This window comes from Phenylobacterium sp., assembly GCF_037189685.1.
Taxonomy (GTDB): domain Bacteria; phylum Pseudomonadota; class Alphaproteobacteria; order Caulobacterales; family Caulobacteraceae; genus Phenylobacterium.
On sequence record NZ_JBBCIT010000034.1, the window covers coordinates 15,337 to 31,770 of the forward strand.

The window sequence follows — 16,434 nt, forward strand, 5'->3', positions numbered from 1 at the left end:
CGCCTATTCCGCGGCGTTGGCGACCCGGGCCTTCTCGGCCTCTTCGAACGCCTCGATACGCCGGGCCGTGGCCATCGGCGACTTCGTGAAGCGCGCCAGCATGTTGTAGAACACCGGCACGATGAACAGCGTGACCATCATGGCGAAGATCGCCCCGAAGAAGATGGTCACGCCGATGGTCCGCCGCGCCTCGCCGCCGGCGCCACCCCAAAGGATCAGCGGCACCGCGCCGGCCGCCGAAGCGATGGACGTCATGATGATCGGCCGCAGTCGCAGGCTGGCGCTCTCGATCACGGCCTCGCGGATCGACAGGCCCTCGTCGCGGAGCTGATTGGCGAACTCCACGATCAGGATGCCGTTCTTGGCGGCGATGCCGATCAGGATGATCAGGCCGATCTGGCTGTAGGTGTTGATCGAACTGTCGGCGATCAGCAGGCCGAACAACCCGCCGACGGCCGCCACGGGCACCGTGAGCATGATGACGGCGGGATGGATCCAGCTCTCGAACTGGGCGGCCAGCACGAGGAAGACGAGCAGCAACGCCATGGCGAACGCCAGCCCCACGGACCCCGAGGCCTCCAGGTAGTCGCGCGCCCCGCCGCCCCACTTGATCGTGATGGCGCCGTCCTGCTTGGCCGCCTCGGCGCGGAAGAAGGCGATGGCCTCGCCCATGCTGTAGCCCGGGTTGAGCTGGGCGTTGAGCGAGATCGAGCGCAGGCGATCGACCCGCGAGCGGTCGGGCGTGTCGCCGCGGACCTGGGTCGTGACCACCGAGGCCAGCGGCACCATCGCGCCGGAGGCTGCGCGGACATAGAGCTTCTCGAGGTCGGCCTCGGTCTGCCGGTGCTCCCGCTCGGTCTGGAGGAGCACGTCGTACTCCTGGCCGTTCTTGATGTAGGTGGTGGCGCGCCGCGATCCGAACATCGTCTCCAGGACACGCCCCACGGCCTGGGAGGAGACGCCCAGGGCGGCGGCCTTCTCGCGGTCGATGTTGACGACCACCCGCGGGCTTGTCGGCTCATAGTCCAGGCGTGGACGGGCAAGGCCGGGATTGTTCTGCGCCGCGACCAGCAGGGGCTGGATCCAGCGCGCGATCTCGGGATAGTCGGTTCCCGTCGCGATCAGCGAGAAGCTGGAGCCGCCCCCGCCGCCGCCCGGTCCGCCGCGCTGGAGGCCGCCCTCGGCGCTGACGATGGCGCGGACCGACGTCACCGACGAAAGCTCCCCGTTCAGGCGCGCCGCCAGCTCGGGCGCCGTGACCTTGGTCTCGGTCGAGAGGATCGCGTTGCCGCCGCCGGTGTTGAAGGAGTTGTTGCCGAAGCGCGGCATGGAGAAGACGTACCGCTCCAGCACGCCTTCGCTCACATAGCGGTTCAGGACGCCCTCGACCTGTTGCGCGGCTCTGAGGGTATAGTCGAAGCCCGCGCCCTCCGGCCCCGAGATCATGATCATGGCGCGCCGACGGTCTTCCTCGGGCGTCAGTTCGCGCGGCAGCACGGAGAAGACCCCGACCGCCGCCAGGCTGAGGAGAACCACGACGGCCGACGCGCCGGCCGACGCGATACGCTTGCCCAGCAGGCTTTCCAGCGAGGCGTGGTAGGACGTCCGGAGCCGATGCATGGCCGCATCGACCTTGCGGGCGACGAAACCCTCCCCCTTGGCCGGCCGCAGCAGCTTGGAGGCCAGCATCGGGGACAGGGATAGCGCGAGGAGCGCCGAGAACGCCACGGCGGCGGCGACGGCGACGGCCAGTTCCACGAACAGCCGGCCGATGAAGCCGGGCAGGAACATCAGCGGCGCGAACACCGAGATCAGGACGATGGTGGTCGCCACCACCGCGAAGAACACCTGCCGTGCTCCACGCTGGGCGGCCACGATCGGCGGTTCGCCCTCGTCGATACGCCGCTGGATGTTCTCGACCACCACGATGGCGTCATCGACCACGAGGCCGATGGCCAGGACGAGCGCCAGCAGCGTCAGGAGGTTGATGGAGAATCCGAGCGGCGCCAGGACGATGAACGTCGACAGGAGGCAGATCGGCGCCACCAGCGAGGGGATCAGCGCCGCGCGCAGGGTGCCCAGGAACAGGAAATTCACCAGGGCCACGGCGCAAAGGGCGATCAGCATGGTCCACCAGACCTCGTCGATCGCGTGCCGGGTGAACTCGGTATAGTCCACGGAGACGGCCAGCCGGGCGCCCTGGGGCAGGCCGGGATTGATCTCCTCGATCGCGGCGCGGACGCCTTCCGAGATCTCGAGGTCGTTGGCCAGGCTCTGCCGGAAGATGGCGATGCCCACCATGTCGCGGCCGTTCATGCGGAACAGGCGGCGGCGCTCGTCGGCGCCTTCCTCCACCCGGGCGATGTCGCCAAGCCGCGTGATGTAGCTCTGGGCCGCGCTTGCCGGAGTGATCGAGCGTGTCGTCCCCTGGGCGGCCCCCGCCGTGGCGGCCGAACCGCCCAGCGCGGCCGAGGCCTGGCTGGCCGATGCGGTCCGCGAGGGCGTAATCGGCATCCGCGCGAACTGTTCCGGCGTGGCGTAGCTGCGCGCCACACGGATCGTGAAGTCCTTGTCCGCGGCCTCGAGCGAACCCGCGGGAAGCTCGGCGTTCTGACTGCTGAGCGCCGCCTCGACGTCCTCCACCGTGATGCCCCGGGCCGCCATCGCATCCGGATCGAGCCAGATACGCATGGAGTAGAGCTGGGCCCCGCCCACGCCGACGTTGGCCACGCCCGGCACGGTGGAGATGCGCTCCACGAGGTAGCGCTCGGCGTAGTCCGAGAGCTGCAGCCGGTTCATGTTCGGCGAGGTGAAGTTGAGGAACATGATCGGCGACGCGTCGGCGTTCGCCTTCTGAATCTGCGGCGGGTCAGCCTGTTCGGGCAAAATCGCCGCCACGCGGCTCACGGCGTCGCGGACGTCGTTGGCCGCCGCATCGAGATCGCGGTCCAGCTTGAACGAGATGTTGATCCGCGACGAGCCGTCGCGTGAGGCCGAGTTGACCCGGTCGATCCCCTCGAGGCCCGCGACCTGGCGTTCGATCACCTCGGTGATCCGCTCTTCGATCACTTCCGCGGAGGCGCCGCGATAGGTGGTCGAGATGCCGACCACGGGCGGGTCGACGCTGGGCAGCTCGCGCACCGTGAGCGAGGTGTAGGACGCAAAGCCCACCACGCACAGGATGATCGCCGCAACGGCCGCGAAGACCGGGCGCCGGACCGAGATGTCGGAAAGCATCATGCCGCGGGACGCGCGGCGGCAGGCCGCGTCCCTTGCGGGTAGGAGGCGGGCGAAGCCGCCGGCGCCTGACCTGGCGCGCCGCCCGCGCCGGGGGTCCCGGCGACGCGTACGGGCTGGCCGGGCTGTATCTTGTTGAGTCCGTCGGCCACCAGGCGCTCACCCGCCCGCACGCCGTCGACGATCTCCACGAAACCCTGCTGCCGCACGCCGGTGACGATCGGCCGTTGCTCGGCCATCATACGCTCGCCCTGCTGCTGCAGGACGTAGACGAACGCCGAGTCGCCCTGGACCGACACCGCCGATTCCGGCGCGCTGGGCGTGGTGCGCTGGCCGCGCGACACGCCGACGCGCATCAGCATGCCGGGCTTGAGGCGGCCCGACGCATTGGGAAACTCGGCGCGCGCCGTGATGGCGCGGGTGCGCTCGTCGACCCGAGTGTCGAGTTGGGCGATCCGGCCGGAAATCGTCTCGCCGGGGAAGGCGTCGGCGGCGGCGAGGAGCGTCTGCCCCTGGCGAAGCTGGCCCAGGTAGCGCTCGGGCACCTGGAAGTCGACGCGGATCACAGAGGTGTCGTCCAGCGTCACGATAGGCGCCCCGGGATTGACCAGCGCGCCGGGCGCGACGTCCGACAGGCCGACCACGCCGGAGAACGGCGCGCGGATGATCCGGTCGTTCTGGCGGGCCTTGGCGGCGGCCACGTCGGCTTGCGCCGCACGCCAGGCGGCTTCGTACTGATCGACCTGCGCCTTGGAGGCCCATCCCTGCTCGCCCAGGGTCTTGTAGCGGTCGTACGCACGCCGCGCCTCGAGCAGGCGGGCTTCCGCCTGGGCGGCGCCGGCGCTCTGCTCGGTGTCGCGGAGCTCGACCAGGACCGCGCCCTGAGGAACCCGCTGACCGTCCCGGAAACGCACCTTGTCCACCAGTTGCGTCGCGGCGGCCGTGAGCGTGACCGACTGCCGGCCCTTGGCCACCCCCAGGACTTCGATGGTGTCCTCGAAGACCCTGGGCTCCACCGTCGCGACGGTGACCAGCGCCGGACCGCCGAAGCCGCCCCCTCCGCCCTTGGCCATGGGCGCGCCTCCGCCGCCCGAGCCGCCATCAGCACGGCCCAGCACCTTCAGGCCGCCGACCACGACCATGACGGCCAGCACCACGAGCGCGGCGGCGAGGAAGAAGTGGCGTCTTATCAAACCGGAGGGCTCCGTCGCCGCGAGGATCGCGGCGCTGCAGGTGCAATTGGAAATCGTAGAACAGACCGCTCAATACACGCGATCGGATGACAGCAGGATGGCTCAAGGTTTCGGCCCTGAAACTTGGCCCCGAAACGCAAACGGGCGCCTAACGGCGAGGCGCCCTTGCAATCGGGTCCGGCTGGCTCAGGCGTCGTAACCCGGAAGCTCCCGATCCAGCTTCCGCAAGCAGCCGGGCCAGGCGAGACCGCCACCGATTCCCCGCGCGACCTGCGACTTCACCTCGGCCTGGGCGGCGTCCGGGGCGATCAGCACCCGTTCGCGGCCTACGGACAACGCCCTCACCTGCATCGTGCAGGCGCGCTCCAGGTAGTACATGCCCACCCAGCAGTTCGCCGCCGTGTCGCCGACCGAAAGCGTGCCGTGATTGCGCAGAAGCATCAGGGTCTTCTCGCCGATGTCGGCCACCAGGCGTTCGCGCTCGTCGTGGTTGAGGGCGATGCCTTCATAGTCGTGGTAGGCCAGCCGCGGGAGGACGATCAGCGCGTGCTGCGACAGCGGTAGCAGGCCCTCTGCGTGGGCGGCCACCGCCACCCCGTCGTCGGAATGCAGGTGCATGACGTACTTGGCGTCCTCGCGCGCGGCGTGGATCGCGGAATGGATGGTGAAGCCCGCCGGGTTGATGAAGTAGGGCGTCTCCTGGAGGATGTTGCCGTCGAGGTCGATCTTCACCAGGGACGAGGCGGTGATCTCCTCGAACAGCATGCCGTACGGATTGATCAGGAAATGGTGTTCCGGCCCTGGAATCCGGGCCGAGATGTGAGTGTAGATCAGGTCGTCCCAGCCGTAGAGCGCAACCAGGCGATAGAGGGCCGCGAGATCCACGCGGGCCTGCCATTCCTCAGCGCTGACCTTTCCCTTGAGCGACGCGACGCTGACGACAGAACCGTCCGCCATGACCGTTCTCCCCTGATGATCATTGTTCACTCAGGGTCGCGCCGCGCAGCCCCAGCGTCAAGCGCTCCGACCTATCCGCGGCGACGCCGATGCCCTAGGACGAACCCCCTCGACCGCAGCCGGCCGATCCCCAGAGGAACCGATGAGCGACCGAACACATCGCCGCGCCTTTCTCGCAGCCGTCGCCGCCACGGCCGCCGGCCCGGCCCTCGCGGGCGGCTCCGACGGTGTCGATCCCGAATGGACGATGCAGCCGCCCACGGAGGCCGGCTTCGACGCCGAGCGGCTCACCACGGCGATCGAGACGGCCATGGCCCGCCGGAGCCGCGCCGTCCTGGCGCTCCGCGGCGGCCGGATCGTCGCCGAGCGCTACGCTCCCGGCTGGGGCGTGGAGCGCAGCCTGGAAGTCGCGTCGGTCGGGAAGAGCATGCTGGCCGTGCTGACCGGCATGGCCCTCGACGACGGCCATCTCCGCGGTCTGGACCAGGCCGTGGCGGACTTCGCCCCGGAATGGCGGGACGGCCCGCGCGCCGCAATCACCCTGCGGCACCTGCTCAGCATGACGTCGGGCCTCGACGACACGGGCCTGGCCCTGCGCAACATCGTCGGCGACCAATATGCCCTCAACATCGCGGCGCCGCTGAAGGCCGCGCCCGGGACGACCTGGCGATACAACACCGCCGCCTATCATCTTCTGTTCCACATCCTGGCGCGCGCGACAGGTCAGCCTTTCGAGGCCTATGCCCGCCGCCGCCTGCTGGACCCCCTGGGCCTTTCGCACACGACCTGGCTCACGAACCCCGGGCGGGGTTCGGCGGGAACGGTCACGAACTACTACACAGCGGTCTCGTCCGCGCGCGACCTCGCTCGCTTCGGCCTCTTCGCACGTCAGGGCGGGGTGTGGCGCGGCCGGCGCCTGGTCGCTCCGGCCTTCATCGAGGCCATGATCAGCCCGTCGCAGGCGTTGAACCCCGCCTATGGCCTCCTGTGGTGGGTGAACAGCCGACCGGGCGTGGACGCCCAGGGCCGCCATCCCGGCCTGAGGTTCCCGGGTTCGCCGCCCGACGCCTTCGCGGCCCTGGGGGCCGGCGGACAGGCGGTGATGGTGGTCCCCTCCCGCGACCTGGTGGTGGTGCGCCAGGGCGACCCGCCGGGTTCCGAGGCGATGCTGCCCGAACTGCTGGCCGGGGTCGTCGGGGCTCTGAAGGCCTGACTTCGCGGCCCGTCAGGTCCGCACGCGGTTCACCGCATCCAGCCAGCGCGCATAGGCCCGCTCACGTGCGTCCGTTCCCATCCGCGGGAGGAAGCCCTCGGTCGCCGGGCGCGCTCCGGCAGCCTCCTCCACGTCCCTGAAGACGCCTGCGCCGACGCCGGCGAAGAGGGCCGCGCCGAGAGCCGTGGTCTCCTGGAATGTCGCCCGGCTGACGTTCAGGCCCGTGAGATCGGCCAGCCGCTGACTGAACCACGCGCTCCTGGCCATCCCGCCGTCGATGCGCAACTCGGCCTCGCCCCGGAACGCCTGCGGAGCGTCGGCGCGCATGGCCTCGATCAGATCCCGGGTCTGCAGCCCGCAGGCATCGAAAGTCGCCCGGGCGATCTCGGCCAGACCCGCGTCACGCGTCAGGCCGAAGATCCCGCCCCGGGCGTTGGCGTCCCACCACGGCGCGCCCAGGCCGGTGAAGGCCGGGACCAGAATCACCGGCAGGTCGTCGCGCGCCCCTGCCGCCAGGGCCTCGGCCGCCTCCGGCCCACCCGCGATTCCCAGGCCTTCTCCCAGCCACTGGATCGCGGCCCCGGCGATGAAGATCGCGCCTTCGAGCGCATATGTGGTCCGGCCGTCCACGCGCGCAGCGATGGTGGTCAGCAGACGGGCCTGGGAGACGGGCGCGGTCTCGCCCGTGTTCAGCAGCATGAAGCAACCGGTGCCGTAGGTGGCCTTCATCTCGCCGGGTCGGATGCAGCCCTGCCCCATCAGCGCCGCCTGCTGGTCGCCGGCCACGCCGCGTATCGGGACGGCCCGCCCCAGAATCCCGGGCTCGGCCTCGCCGTAGTCGCCGGCGCAGTCCCGCACCTCGGGCAGGATCGAAAGCGGGACCTCCAGCATCTCGCCCATTTCGGTCGACCACGCCCCCGCGCGGATGTCGTAGAGCAGGGTCCTTGAAGCGTTGGTGGCGTCGGTGGCGTGCACCGCGCCGCCGGTCAGTTTCCAGATGACCCACGCGTCGATCGTCCCCGCCAAGAGGTCGCCGCGTGCGGCGGCCGCCCTCGCGCCTGCCACGTGGTCGAGCAGCCACGCCAGCTTCGTGCCCGAGAAATAGGGATCGAGGAGCAGGCCGGTGACCTCGGTCACCCGCCCCTCCAGACCTCTGTCGCGAAGCCGGGCGCAAAGGGGTTCGGTCCGGCGGTCCTGCCACACGATCGCCCTGTGGATGGGTCGTCCGGTCGCTTTCTCCCAGACCACCACCGTCTCGCGCTGGTTGGTCACCCCGATGGCGGCGACGTCGGTCGCGGGCCGGCCCGAAGCCTCCAGCGCCGCCCTCAGGACCTCGACCGACGCCTGGAATATCTCCTCCGCGTCATGCTCGACCCAGCCGTCCTGGGGATAGTGCTGCGCGAGGGGCCGGCCGGCGTCGGCCAGCGCGCGTCCGTCGGCGGCGAACAGGATCGCGCGGGTCGACGTCGTCCCCTGGTCCAGCGCCAGGATCAGCGGATCGGCCATGATGATCGTCTCCTCGCCTCGAATCGCGTGTCTTAAGCATGTCTTCACCGCCACGGGGCATCTTTCGATACAGCCGTGTTCGCACTGTAGAAAATGGGAGATCCGGCTTGAGCCTCGCGATGAGCAGCGAAAGCCTGCTCGACCTCGCCAAGAGCCGCCAGCCGGCGGACCGTGAACGCCTCCTCCTGGCGATCGCGGATCTGTGCGACGCGCCCCACGCCGGCGACGCCATGAAATCGGCCTCGATCCAGGCGCTGCTCTCCTCGATCTTCATGAGCCTCGTCGTCGAAGCCGAGCGCGACATCCGCCGCCGGCTCTCGCACAAGCTGGCCGCGGCCGACTGGGCGCCGAACGCCCTGGTGAACGTCCTGGCGCTGGACGACATCGAGATCGCCCGACCGATCATCTCGCTCAGCCCGGTGCTGAAGGACCTGGATCTGATCCGGCTGCTGGTCGAGGCGACCATCGAACATCAGGTCGAGGTGGCGCGCCGGCCGAATCTCCCGGCCAAGGTGGTCTCGGCGATCCTCGAACAGGCCGAGCCGGCGGTCATGTCCGCCCTGGCCGCCAACCACACCGCCGAGCTTTCGCCCTCCGACATGGAGGAACTGGTCGAGGCCTCGCGGCAGATCGCGGCCCTGCATTCCCCGCTCAGCGAGCATCCGCGCCTCACGGGGCAACTGGCGAAGCGACTCTACCTGTGGGTGGGGCTGGCGCTGCGCCAGGGGCTCGCCGACCGCTTCCGCCTGGACGTCGCGATCCTCGACGAGAGCCTGGCCGCCGCGGTGGTGGAGGCCCACGGCGCCGCGCCGTCGCCCGAGGCCGAGCCCACCGTGCGGACCACGCGGGACGGCGAGCGCGAGCTCATGGAGCAGCGGCTCATCGACAAGCTGCATTCCGCAGGGCAGCTGCGGCCGGGCTATCTCATCCGAGCCCTTCGGGAGGGCCGGCTGGGGCTGTTCGCCGGCGCCCTGGCGGTGTTGGGGCGGTTCGACACCGCCCAGGTCCAGGCGACGCTCGATTCCGATCGGCCCGAACTCCTGGCGCTGGCCTGCGCCGCGGTCGGCATAGACCGCAGCGTCTTTCCCGACATCCTGGACATGGTGCGCGACCTGAACGGCGGCCGGCCCGGCGGAGGCGCCGAAGGCGCTCGCAAGGCCTCGGTGGCGTTCGCGCCCGTCTCGCCGGAAGTCGCGGGCGCCGCCTTCCGTCAGGCCGCCCGATCGCTTGCGACCGTTTGACACGGCAAGGCCGTTCGGGGTTTCTGGCGGCCGCGATGAAGAACCTGTTCGTCACCCGTCTCACCTTCGTGGCGTCAAGCCGTCCTGAGGCCGAGGAGGCCCGCGACAAGCTGGTCGCGCGCTACGGCGACGCCGGCGTCGACGAGGCGCAGGTGATCGTCGCCCTGGGCGGCGACGGCTTCATGCTGGAGACCGTCCACGCCCTGATGGCGTCGGGAAAGCCGATCTACGGCATGAACAAGGGCTCCGTCGGCTTCCTGATGAACGAGTATGCCGACGACGACCTGCTGGGGCGGATCAACTCGGCGGAACAGGCCCAGATCCACCCGCTCCGGATGCAGGCCGTCGACGTCGAGGGCAAGACGCACGAGGCCATCGCCTTCAACGAGGTCAGCCTGCTGCGCACGACGCGCCAGGCCGCCAAGCTGCGCATCTCGGTGGACGGCCGGGTCCGCCTGCCGGAACTGATCTGCGACGGCGCGCTGATCTCCACGCCGATGGGCTCGACCGCCTACAACCTGTCGGCGCACGGCCCGATCATCCCGATGGATTCGAAGATCCTGGCCCTGACGCCGATCAGCGCCTTCCGGCCGCGCCGCTGGCGAGGCGCCCTGCTTTCCCACAACGCCCGCATCCGGCTGGAAGTGCTGGAAGGCGCCAAGCGCCCGGTGAGCGCCGTGGCCGACAATTTCGAGGCCCCCAACGTGCTGGAGGTCTATGTGGCCGAGGATCGCGACGTGCATCTCTGCATGCTGTTCGACGCCGGCCGCAGCCTGGGTGAACGGGTGCTCGCCGAGCAGTTCTCGGTCTGAGGCGCATCCCCGCGGCCCGGCCTCGCATGGGGCCGCACACCGACCCAATACCGGTCATTAATATGTTCACCCTAGCCTTCGGCCGCGATCTGCGGGGAGAGTGACGTGAGCGAACCCAAGACCGGCCAGATGATCCAGCCCTCCAACGCCCTTCGGCTGAAGGTGGGCGGCGGCCGCCTGGGCGCCATCGACCCGGCGGCGATCGCCAAGGCCGAGGCGGCGCTCAAGAGCCTCTCAGGCAACTTTACCCAGTGGCTCAACGACGAGATCACCAAGCTCGAGGCGGCGCGGCAAGCGGTCCGCGTCGAGGGTCCCGACGTCGCGAACATGGAGAGCCTCTATCTCCGCGCCCACGACCTGAAGGGCCTGGGCGCCACCTACGGCTTTCCGCTGATCACCCGCATCGCGGGCCTGCTCTGCCGGCTGATCGACGACAAGGCCAAGCGCCTCGAGGCGCCCATGGGCCTGGTCGACGCGCACATCGACGCCATCAAGGCGGCCGTACGCGACGACATCAAGACCGACGACCATCCGGTGGGCAAGATCCTGGTCCAGGAACTGGAAAGCCGCATCCGCGAACTGGGCGCCTGACCCGCCGCACGCGCGGACGCTTCCCGAAACCGCGTTTCTCCGGGCGCTTCCGCGGTCATTCAGATGCGATGGCGGCGCTTCGCGGCCCGACTCATCCCGCGCGGCTCTCCGAAGCGATCCGCTCCATCGGCTCGGCCACCTCACCGTAGCCGGCATCCGGGGGAATCACCAGGAAACGGCGCTCGCCGCGCACCTTCACCTCGGGCAGCACGGGCACCAGCGGGCGCGCCTCGGCGCGACGCACGCAGTCGCCGGCGCTCCCCGCCTCGGCGAGAAGTTGCACGTTCATGCGGGTCGGGAAGATCACGGTCCGCTCGCCGGCCTCCGCCAGCCGGAGGACCTCGCCCGGCGGTATCCACTCGGCGTCGACCGTCTCGCGGCCATCGCAGGCGGCCACCTGGTCCGGCGGCGCCGCCACGGCGTAGAACCAGGTGTCGAACCGCTTCGGCATCATGGTCGGCGTGATCCAGCGCGAGAACACGGTCAGCGCGTCCAGCCGCAGCCTCACGCCCAGTTCGCGGATGACGTCGATGAAAGGCGTCTCGCCGCGATCGACCGCGGCGCGCACGACCGGATCCGAGACCCCTGCGAAGTCCGCACCGTCGAGACCCTCGGCCATGAGGATCCCGGCTTCCTCGTAGGCCTCGCGGATCGCCGCGATGCGCAGGCCCCGCTGCTCGGCGTCGAACTGCTCCCACCCGCGGCAGTGCGCGGCCCAGGCCGGGTCATGGTCGCCCGCATGGGTCTTGCCGCCCGGAAAGACGAGTGCGCCCGATGCGAAGTCGATCTGATGATGGCGCTTGACCATCAGCACCTCGAACGCGGGGGCGTCCCGAAGCAGAAGTACGGTTGCGGCGGGCCGGATCTCGGCCGGCGGACGTGTCTCGCTCATGGGTCCAGCTTGGGACCCTGACCACAGGGAAGTCCACGGGGAAGTCCACGGGGAAGTCCGGAAGGCCTCTATCTCCTGGAAGGTCAGGCGGCGCCGGCCATCCAGGCCGAGGTCCCCGTGCTGCCCATGCGCGAAAGCAGATACTCCACATCATCGCGCGACGCGGACTGCGGCTGGGTGAGGAAGCGCTGGAGCATCGCCTCCTGGAACCGTTCGCGGTCGCGGGGGCCGCCGTCGAACTCCAGGGCGTGGAAGGTGTCGACGGCCGCACGGAACGCCGGGAACAGCCGCGCCGGCAGGCCGGCCCGCTCGTAGATCGCGCGCAAGCCCAGAGGCCCCGCGTCATGGATCATCAGCCAGGTCCGGTGATGCGGCACCTGGGCCAGTTCCGCGACCGCCCATTCGAAGAACGGCATGTGGCCATGCGCCAGCGCCCGCAACAGCAACGACGGCGTCAGCCGCTTGCCGGCGCGCAGGTGGGCGACGAAACCGCGCACATCGGCCGTGCGGCCCACCTGGTCGACCAGGTCCACCGTCGCACGCTCGGCGCCGCCGACCGCCATCTCGAGGGCCGCCTGCGGGCTCAGCGCGCCGTCGCGCAACAGATGTTCCCGCACCTGGCCGCCGACCAGGGCGACCAGCCGCTCGGTCACCGCCAGCGGCAACGCCTGGCGATAGGCCATCGCCGTGAGCACACGCTCGGAACTTTCGAACCGGTCCACGACCCGCTGGAGGCCGCGCTCGCTGAACGTCGCCCCGGGATTCGCGCAGGCGGCGGCGACCGCGCGCTGCCCGCCGTGTTCCGCCAGGCTGTCCGTCACCACCGGCGACAGCGCCGGGCGCCGCGCGACCGCAGCCTGCCGCACCGGCCCCCCGAGCCGGACGATCTCGGCGAGATCGTCGTCGGTGAAGACCGGCGAGAACGACAGGAGCGGCAGCGATATGCTCTCCACGTCGCGCGCCAGGCGCAGCGCGACGTCGCGCGGCACGAGGGCCGAAGCCCGCAGCTCCTCCGCGATGGACTTGCGCACCCGTTCGGCCACGTCGGCCGCCACGACCCGCAGGATGTCGGCGGCCAGCGCACGGTCTTCGTCGCCAAGGGGCGTGCGATCCATCGTCGCGCAGAGCTTCCGAGCGGCGGCGGCGCGCTCGTCGGGGGTGGCGCCCCGCATCAGCGTGCGGATGTCCTCATCCGTCAGCGCTGATCGCGTGGTGGCCATCGCCTGCCCAGTCCCCTTCCCCCACGGACCCTGGAGTCCCGCGATTCGACAATCCGACAGCGAAGCTTAACGAGAGGTTTCCGGCGCCGACAGGGATTAAGGATTTCGCGTAACGGCGCGCCAAGACGTGATTCCCTACCCTCTTCATCGAGGATCGAAGAGGATCGCCCGTGACCGACGCGACCAAGACGTCGCCCCTCGCGCCCGCCGCGCTCCAGGCGTCCCTGGACGTCCAGGGACAGGCGGCCCAGGCCGCGCTGCTGCCGTTCGCCCTGGCCGCGTTCGGCGTCTGCCTGCCGGTGTTCGTCTGGGCGGCCAGCCACGCCGCGAACGCCCACTGGATGAGCGCGTGCTTCGCGGGCTTCGCCATTGGATGGGCCGCCTTCTATGCGGCCGTGAACTGGCTGCGGACCCCGGCGGCCGCCGACCCGCGAAGACGGGGGATGGCGCAACTGGCCGGCGGGATCGTCTGGGCCCTCGCCATCGGCGGCGTCGCGGCGTTCGCGCACGAGGCGGGACCCGCCCGCGAGACCCTTCTCATGCTGGCGCTGGGCGCGGCCATGATCTGCGTGGTCTTCGCCACGCCCTGGCTTCCCAGCCTGCTCGTCGTCGCGCCGGCGGCGCTCGCCGGGCCCGTGCTCGCGCTCTTCGCCCGCCCCGAGAGCGCCGAGCTGGCGCGGCTGGGGCTGGCCGCAGCGTCGCTGTCGCTGGCCCTAGCGCTGCTGGTCAACCGCATCCTTCGCGGCCAGTACGCCCTGATCGCCGAGCGCGAAGCCCTGCTGACCGAACGCGCCGAACAGGCCGAGGCCGCCCGGCGGTTCGCCCGGGTGAAGGCCGACCTGGCGGACAGCCTCTCTGACGAACTGCGCGACGGGCTGACCGGGGTCGCCCACATCCTCGCCGCAGCGACCCGGGGCCGGTCGGCGCCGTCCCGCCCGCAATTGGCCGCGGCGCTCGACGGCGTGAACGATCTGCTTGCGATCGTCGGCGCACCCGAGACATCGACGCCCCAGGCCCCCGGACGACGCCTGCGTATCCTGATGCTGGAGGCCGACACCCTTGGAGCCGCCACCCTGCGCGCCTGCCTGGAGCAACTCGGCCATCAAGTGGTGGCCGCGACCCAGGCCGTCCGGGCCGTCGACCTGGCGCGGATCTGCGACCTCGACCTCATCGTCTGTGGCGACCCAGGCGCTGTGGCGGCCCTGCGCAACCTGCCCGGCGAAGCGGGTCGGACGCCCCTGGCGGCGGTGGTCGACCCCGAACCGCGCGCGGCCGAGGCCGCCCTCGCCGCCGGCGCCGACGCCCTGCTGCGGAGGCCGGTCGCCGCTCCGGCGACCGCACGGACGATCGCCGACGCTCTGGCCGCCGCCCGAGCGGCCCAGGCGGACGTTACGTCAACCTCAGGCCTGAAAGCCGTCGAAGCGGCATAGGCGCCGCGCCGACGTTTCCCTAGTTTGGCGCCGCAATCGGGAGGCGTCAGTGCTGCTCAAGGGTTTGAAGGTCATCGATTTCACCGCCTACATCGCCGGGCCGGGCGCTGCGGCGATCCTCGGCGACTGGGGCGCCGATGTCATCAAGGTGGAGCGGCCCGAAGGCGACAACATGCGCCACGTCTTCGCCGATCTGGCCAACGATATCGGCGCGAACCCGACGTTCGACGTGGACAACCGCGGCAAGCGCGGCGTCGTGCTCGACATCACCAAGCCGGCGGCCCGCGACGCCCTGGCCCGGCTGGCCGAGTCGGCGGACGTCTTCCTCACCAACGTGCGGCCGGCCTCCCTGCGCAAGTACGGCCTGGACGACGAGGCGCTGCGCACCCGCAACCCCCGCCTGGTCTATGCGGTGATCACCGGCTACGGCCTCGAAGGGCCGGACTCGCATCTTCCCGGCTTCGACGTCACCGCCTTCTGGGCGCGTTCGGGCCTGGGCTACATGACCGCGCCCAAGGGCGCCGAGCCCTTCATGCGCACCTCGGGCATGGGCGACCACACGACGTCGCTCGCCACCGTCTCGGCGATCCTGGCGGCGCTCTACGAGCGCGAGCGCACCGGCGAGGGCCGCCTGGTCCAGACCTCGCTCCTGGCCTCCGGCGTCTACCTGTGGAGCTCGGACCTGGCGGTCCAGCTCAAGCTGGGCCGTGTTGCGTCCATCCGGCCCCGCGACAAGCCGATGAACGCCGTCGCCAACTACTTCCGCAGCGCCGACGATCGCTGGTTCGTCCACAATCCGCGCGGCGCCAGCGGGGGCTGGGAGAAGTTCGTCACCGCCGCGGGCCGGCCCGACCTGATCACCGACGAACGCTTCGCCAGCGGCAAGGCGCGCCGCCAGAACGCCGTCGAGCTGTCCGCCGAACTGGACGCCGCCTTCGCCACCCTGCCGATGGCCGAGATCGCACGCCGGCTCGACGAGGCCGACCTGGTGTGGGCGCCGTTGCAGGTTCCGGCCGACGTGGCCAGCGATCCCCAGATCGAGGCCGCCGGCTGCTTCATCGACATCGAGGACGGCCAGGGCGGCTCGTATCGCTCGGTCGCCGCGCCCGCCCGCTTCCCCGGCGCCGACCAGACGCGCCGCCCCCGCGCGCCGCGCCTCGGCGAGCATACGCGCGAGGTCCTGGCCGAACTGGGCTACGGCGAAGCCGAGATCGAAGGGATCGTGGGCGGCTAGGCGGTCACCAGCGCCGGCGAGATCAGCTCTCGCGGCTGTCCGAGAGGATGCGCAGCATCTCGCTGGTGAAGATCGAGCCCGTCAGGCGACCGCCCGCCCCCGCCTGGTCGCCGGCCTGCGAGCCGCGCAGGAGCATCGCGATCAGGGCGTCCTGCTCGCGCTGGCGCGAGGTCTGGCGCATCGCGGCGTACTGGATGAACCCCCCGTCGTCCGACGGTTGCGGCGCGGACGGGCGGTCCACGGCGGACCCGCGCCCGCCTGTCCGGGTGAGGTTGGCGTAGACCTCGCCGACCGTGCGCGCCTGGCCGTCGCGGTAGAAGATGCCGCGGTTCGCCCGCGCCGCCTCCGGAAACAGCGAGGCGGCGGAAGCGCCCGGCTGGCTCTCGACCGCCTTGATCAGGCGCGCAGAACCCTGCGGTCCCAGGAAATGGGCGGCATAGAGTTCACCGGCGGTGGCCTCGCGGCCGACCCGGCCTTTCAGATAGGCGGCATGGTCGGCGGCCAGTTCACCCGCCATCAACGAAGCGGCATGCGGATCGAGCCGCAGGTCCATCACCGTCCGGCGCGCCTCGCCGCCCTCCACGCGATAGCGGCCGTCCGACCCCCGGGTGATGAGGTCCGCATAGCGGGCGTAGCCATGCTTCGTCCCGTGTTGCTTCAGGGTGGAGAGCCACGTCTGTTCCACGAACTGGAAAAGTCCCGCCGCCGACGACGTGGACGCCCTTGCACGCGGATTGAAGCTGCTTTCCCGCCCGGCCGTCTTCATCAGGAATCCGAAGTCCACCCCCGTCGCCTGCGAGGCGCGCTGGATGGCGGATTCGACGATGCCCCGGATTCCCTGGACGGACATGGGACCACAGGTCGCCGATCATGGTTAATGCGCGGCTAACCCTGGCGGAGATCGCTCT

13 protein-coding genes are annotated in these 16,434 nt (G+C 70.6%); 6 read left to right on the plus strand and 7 right to left on the minus strand.

The genetic code is table 11. The features are described from left to right. Positions 1-3: 3 nt before the first annotated feature. The 3 genes from WG212_RS19265 to WG212_RS19275 form a co-directional block, all read right to left on the minus strand. On the minus strand, positions 4-3,237 hold the full coding sequence (locus tag WG212_RS19265; RefSeq protein ID WP_337188774.1) for an efflux RND transporter permease subunit: 3,234 nt from the start codon (positions 3,235-3,237) through the stop codon (positions 4-6). Then, the gene (locus WG212_RS19270; protein ID WP_337188739.1) at positions 3,237-4,430 is read right to left on the minus strand and encodes an efflux RND transporter periplasmic adaptor subunit; all 1,194 of its coding nucleotides are present in this window, start codon (positions 4,428-4,430) and stop codon (positions 3,237-3,239) included. The genes WG212_RS19265 and WG212_RS19270 overlap by 1 nt, the downstream gene beginning before the upstream one ends. Positions 4,431-4,616: 186 nt before the next feature. Then, a complete protein-coding gene (locus WG212_RS19275) occupies positions 4,617-5,387 on the minus strand; it encodes a class II aldolase/adducin family protein (protein ID WP_337188740.1) in 771 nt (256 codons plus the stop codon). A 142-nt stretch (positions 5,388-5,529) separates the two neighbouring features. Here WG212_RS19275 and WG212_RS19280 point away from each other — a divergent pair, with 142 nt between their 5' ends. Continuing rightward, the gene (locus WG212_RS19280; protein ID WP_337188741.1) at positions 5,530-6,600 is read left to right on the plus strand and encodes a serine hydrolase domain-containing protein; all 1,071 of its coding nucleotides are present in this window, start codon (positions 5,530-5,532) and stop codon (positions 6,598-6,600) included. Positions 6,601-6,612: 12 nt separating this feature from the next. On the opposite strand, the gene glpK is transcribed toward WG212_RS19280, so the two are convergent. Further along, on the minus strand, positions 6,613-8,106 hold the full coding sequence (gene glpK / locus WG212_RS19285) for a glycerol kinase GlpK (RefSeq protein WP_337188742.1): 1,494 nt from the start codon (positions 8,104-8,106) through the stop codon (positions 6,613-6,615). A 107-nt stretch (positions 8,107-8,213) separates the two neighbouring features. Here glpK and WG212_RS19290 point away from each other — a divergent pair, with 107 nt between their 5' ends. From WG212_RS19290 to WG212_RS19300, 3 genes are all read left to right on the plus strand, one after another. Further along, positions 8,214-9,347: a DUF2336 domain-containing protein gene (locus WG212_RS19290; RefSeq protein ID WP_337188743.1), complete on the plus strand. Its 1,134-nt coding sequence runs from the start codon at positions 8,214-8,216 to the stop codon at positions 9,345-9,347. Positions 9,348-9,382: 35 nt separating this feature from the next. Further along, on the plus strand, positions 9,383-10,159 hold the full coding sequence (locus WG212_RS19295; protein WP_337188744.1) for an NAD kinase: 777 nt from the start codon (positions 9,383-9,385) through the stop codon (positions 10,157-10,159). 129 nt (positions 10,160-10,288) lie between these two features. Beyond that, complete coding sequence (locus WG212_RS19300) at positions 10,289-10,750, plus strand: Hpt domain-containing protein (RefSeq protein WP_337188775.1); 462 nt, start codon at positions 10,289-10,291, stop codon at positions 10,748-10,750. A gap of 91 nt (positions 10,751-10,841) precedes the next feature. Here the strand turns inward: WG212_RS19300 and WG212_RS19305 are convergent, their stop codons facing one another. Further along, on the minus strand, positions 10,842-11,642 hold the full coding sequence (locus WG212_RS19305; RefSeq protein WP_337188745.1) for an NUDIX hydrolase: 801 nt from the start codon (positions 11,640-11,642) through the stop codon (positions 10,842-10,844). 83 nt (positions 11,643-11,725) lie between these two features. After that, positions 11,726-12,862 carry a DUF2336 domain-containing protein gene (locus tag WG212_RS19310; protein ID WP_337188746.1) on the minus strand — a complete coding sequence of 379 codons (1,137 nt, stop codon included), beginning with the start codon at positions 12,860-12,862 and terminating at the stop codon, positions 11,726-11,728. Between the two features lie 170 nt (positions 12,863-13,032). Here WG212_RS19310 and WG212_RS19315 point away from each other — a divergent pair, with 170 nt between their 5' ends. Continuing rightward, complete coding sequence (locus tag WG212_RS19315) at positions 13,033-14,292, plus strand: hypothetical protein (protein ID WP_337188747.1); 1,260 nt, start codon at positions 13,033-13,035, stop codon at positions 14,290-14,292. A 49-nt stretch (positions 14,293-14,341) separates the two neighbouring features. Further along, a complete protein-coding gene (locus tag WG212_RS19320) occupies positions 14,342-15,526 on the plus strand; it encodes a CoA transferase (RefSeq protein WP_337188748.1) in 1,185 nt (394 codons plus the stop codon). 22 nt (positions 15,527-15,548) lie between these two features. Here WG212_RS19320 and WG212_RS19325 read toward each other — a convergent pair whose 3' ends face one another. Further along, a complete protein-coding gene (locus WG212_RS19325; protein ID WP_337188749.1) occupies positions 15,549-16,376 on the minus strand; it encodes a transglycosylase SLT domain-containing protein in 828 nt (275 codons plus the stop codon). Positions 16,377-16,434: the final 58 nt, after the last annotated feature.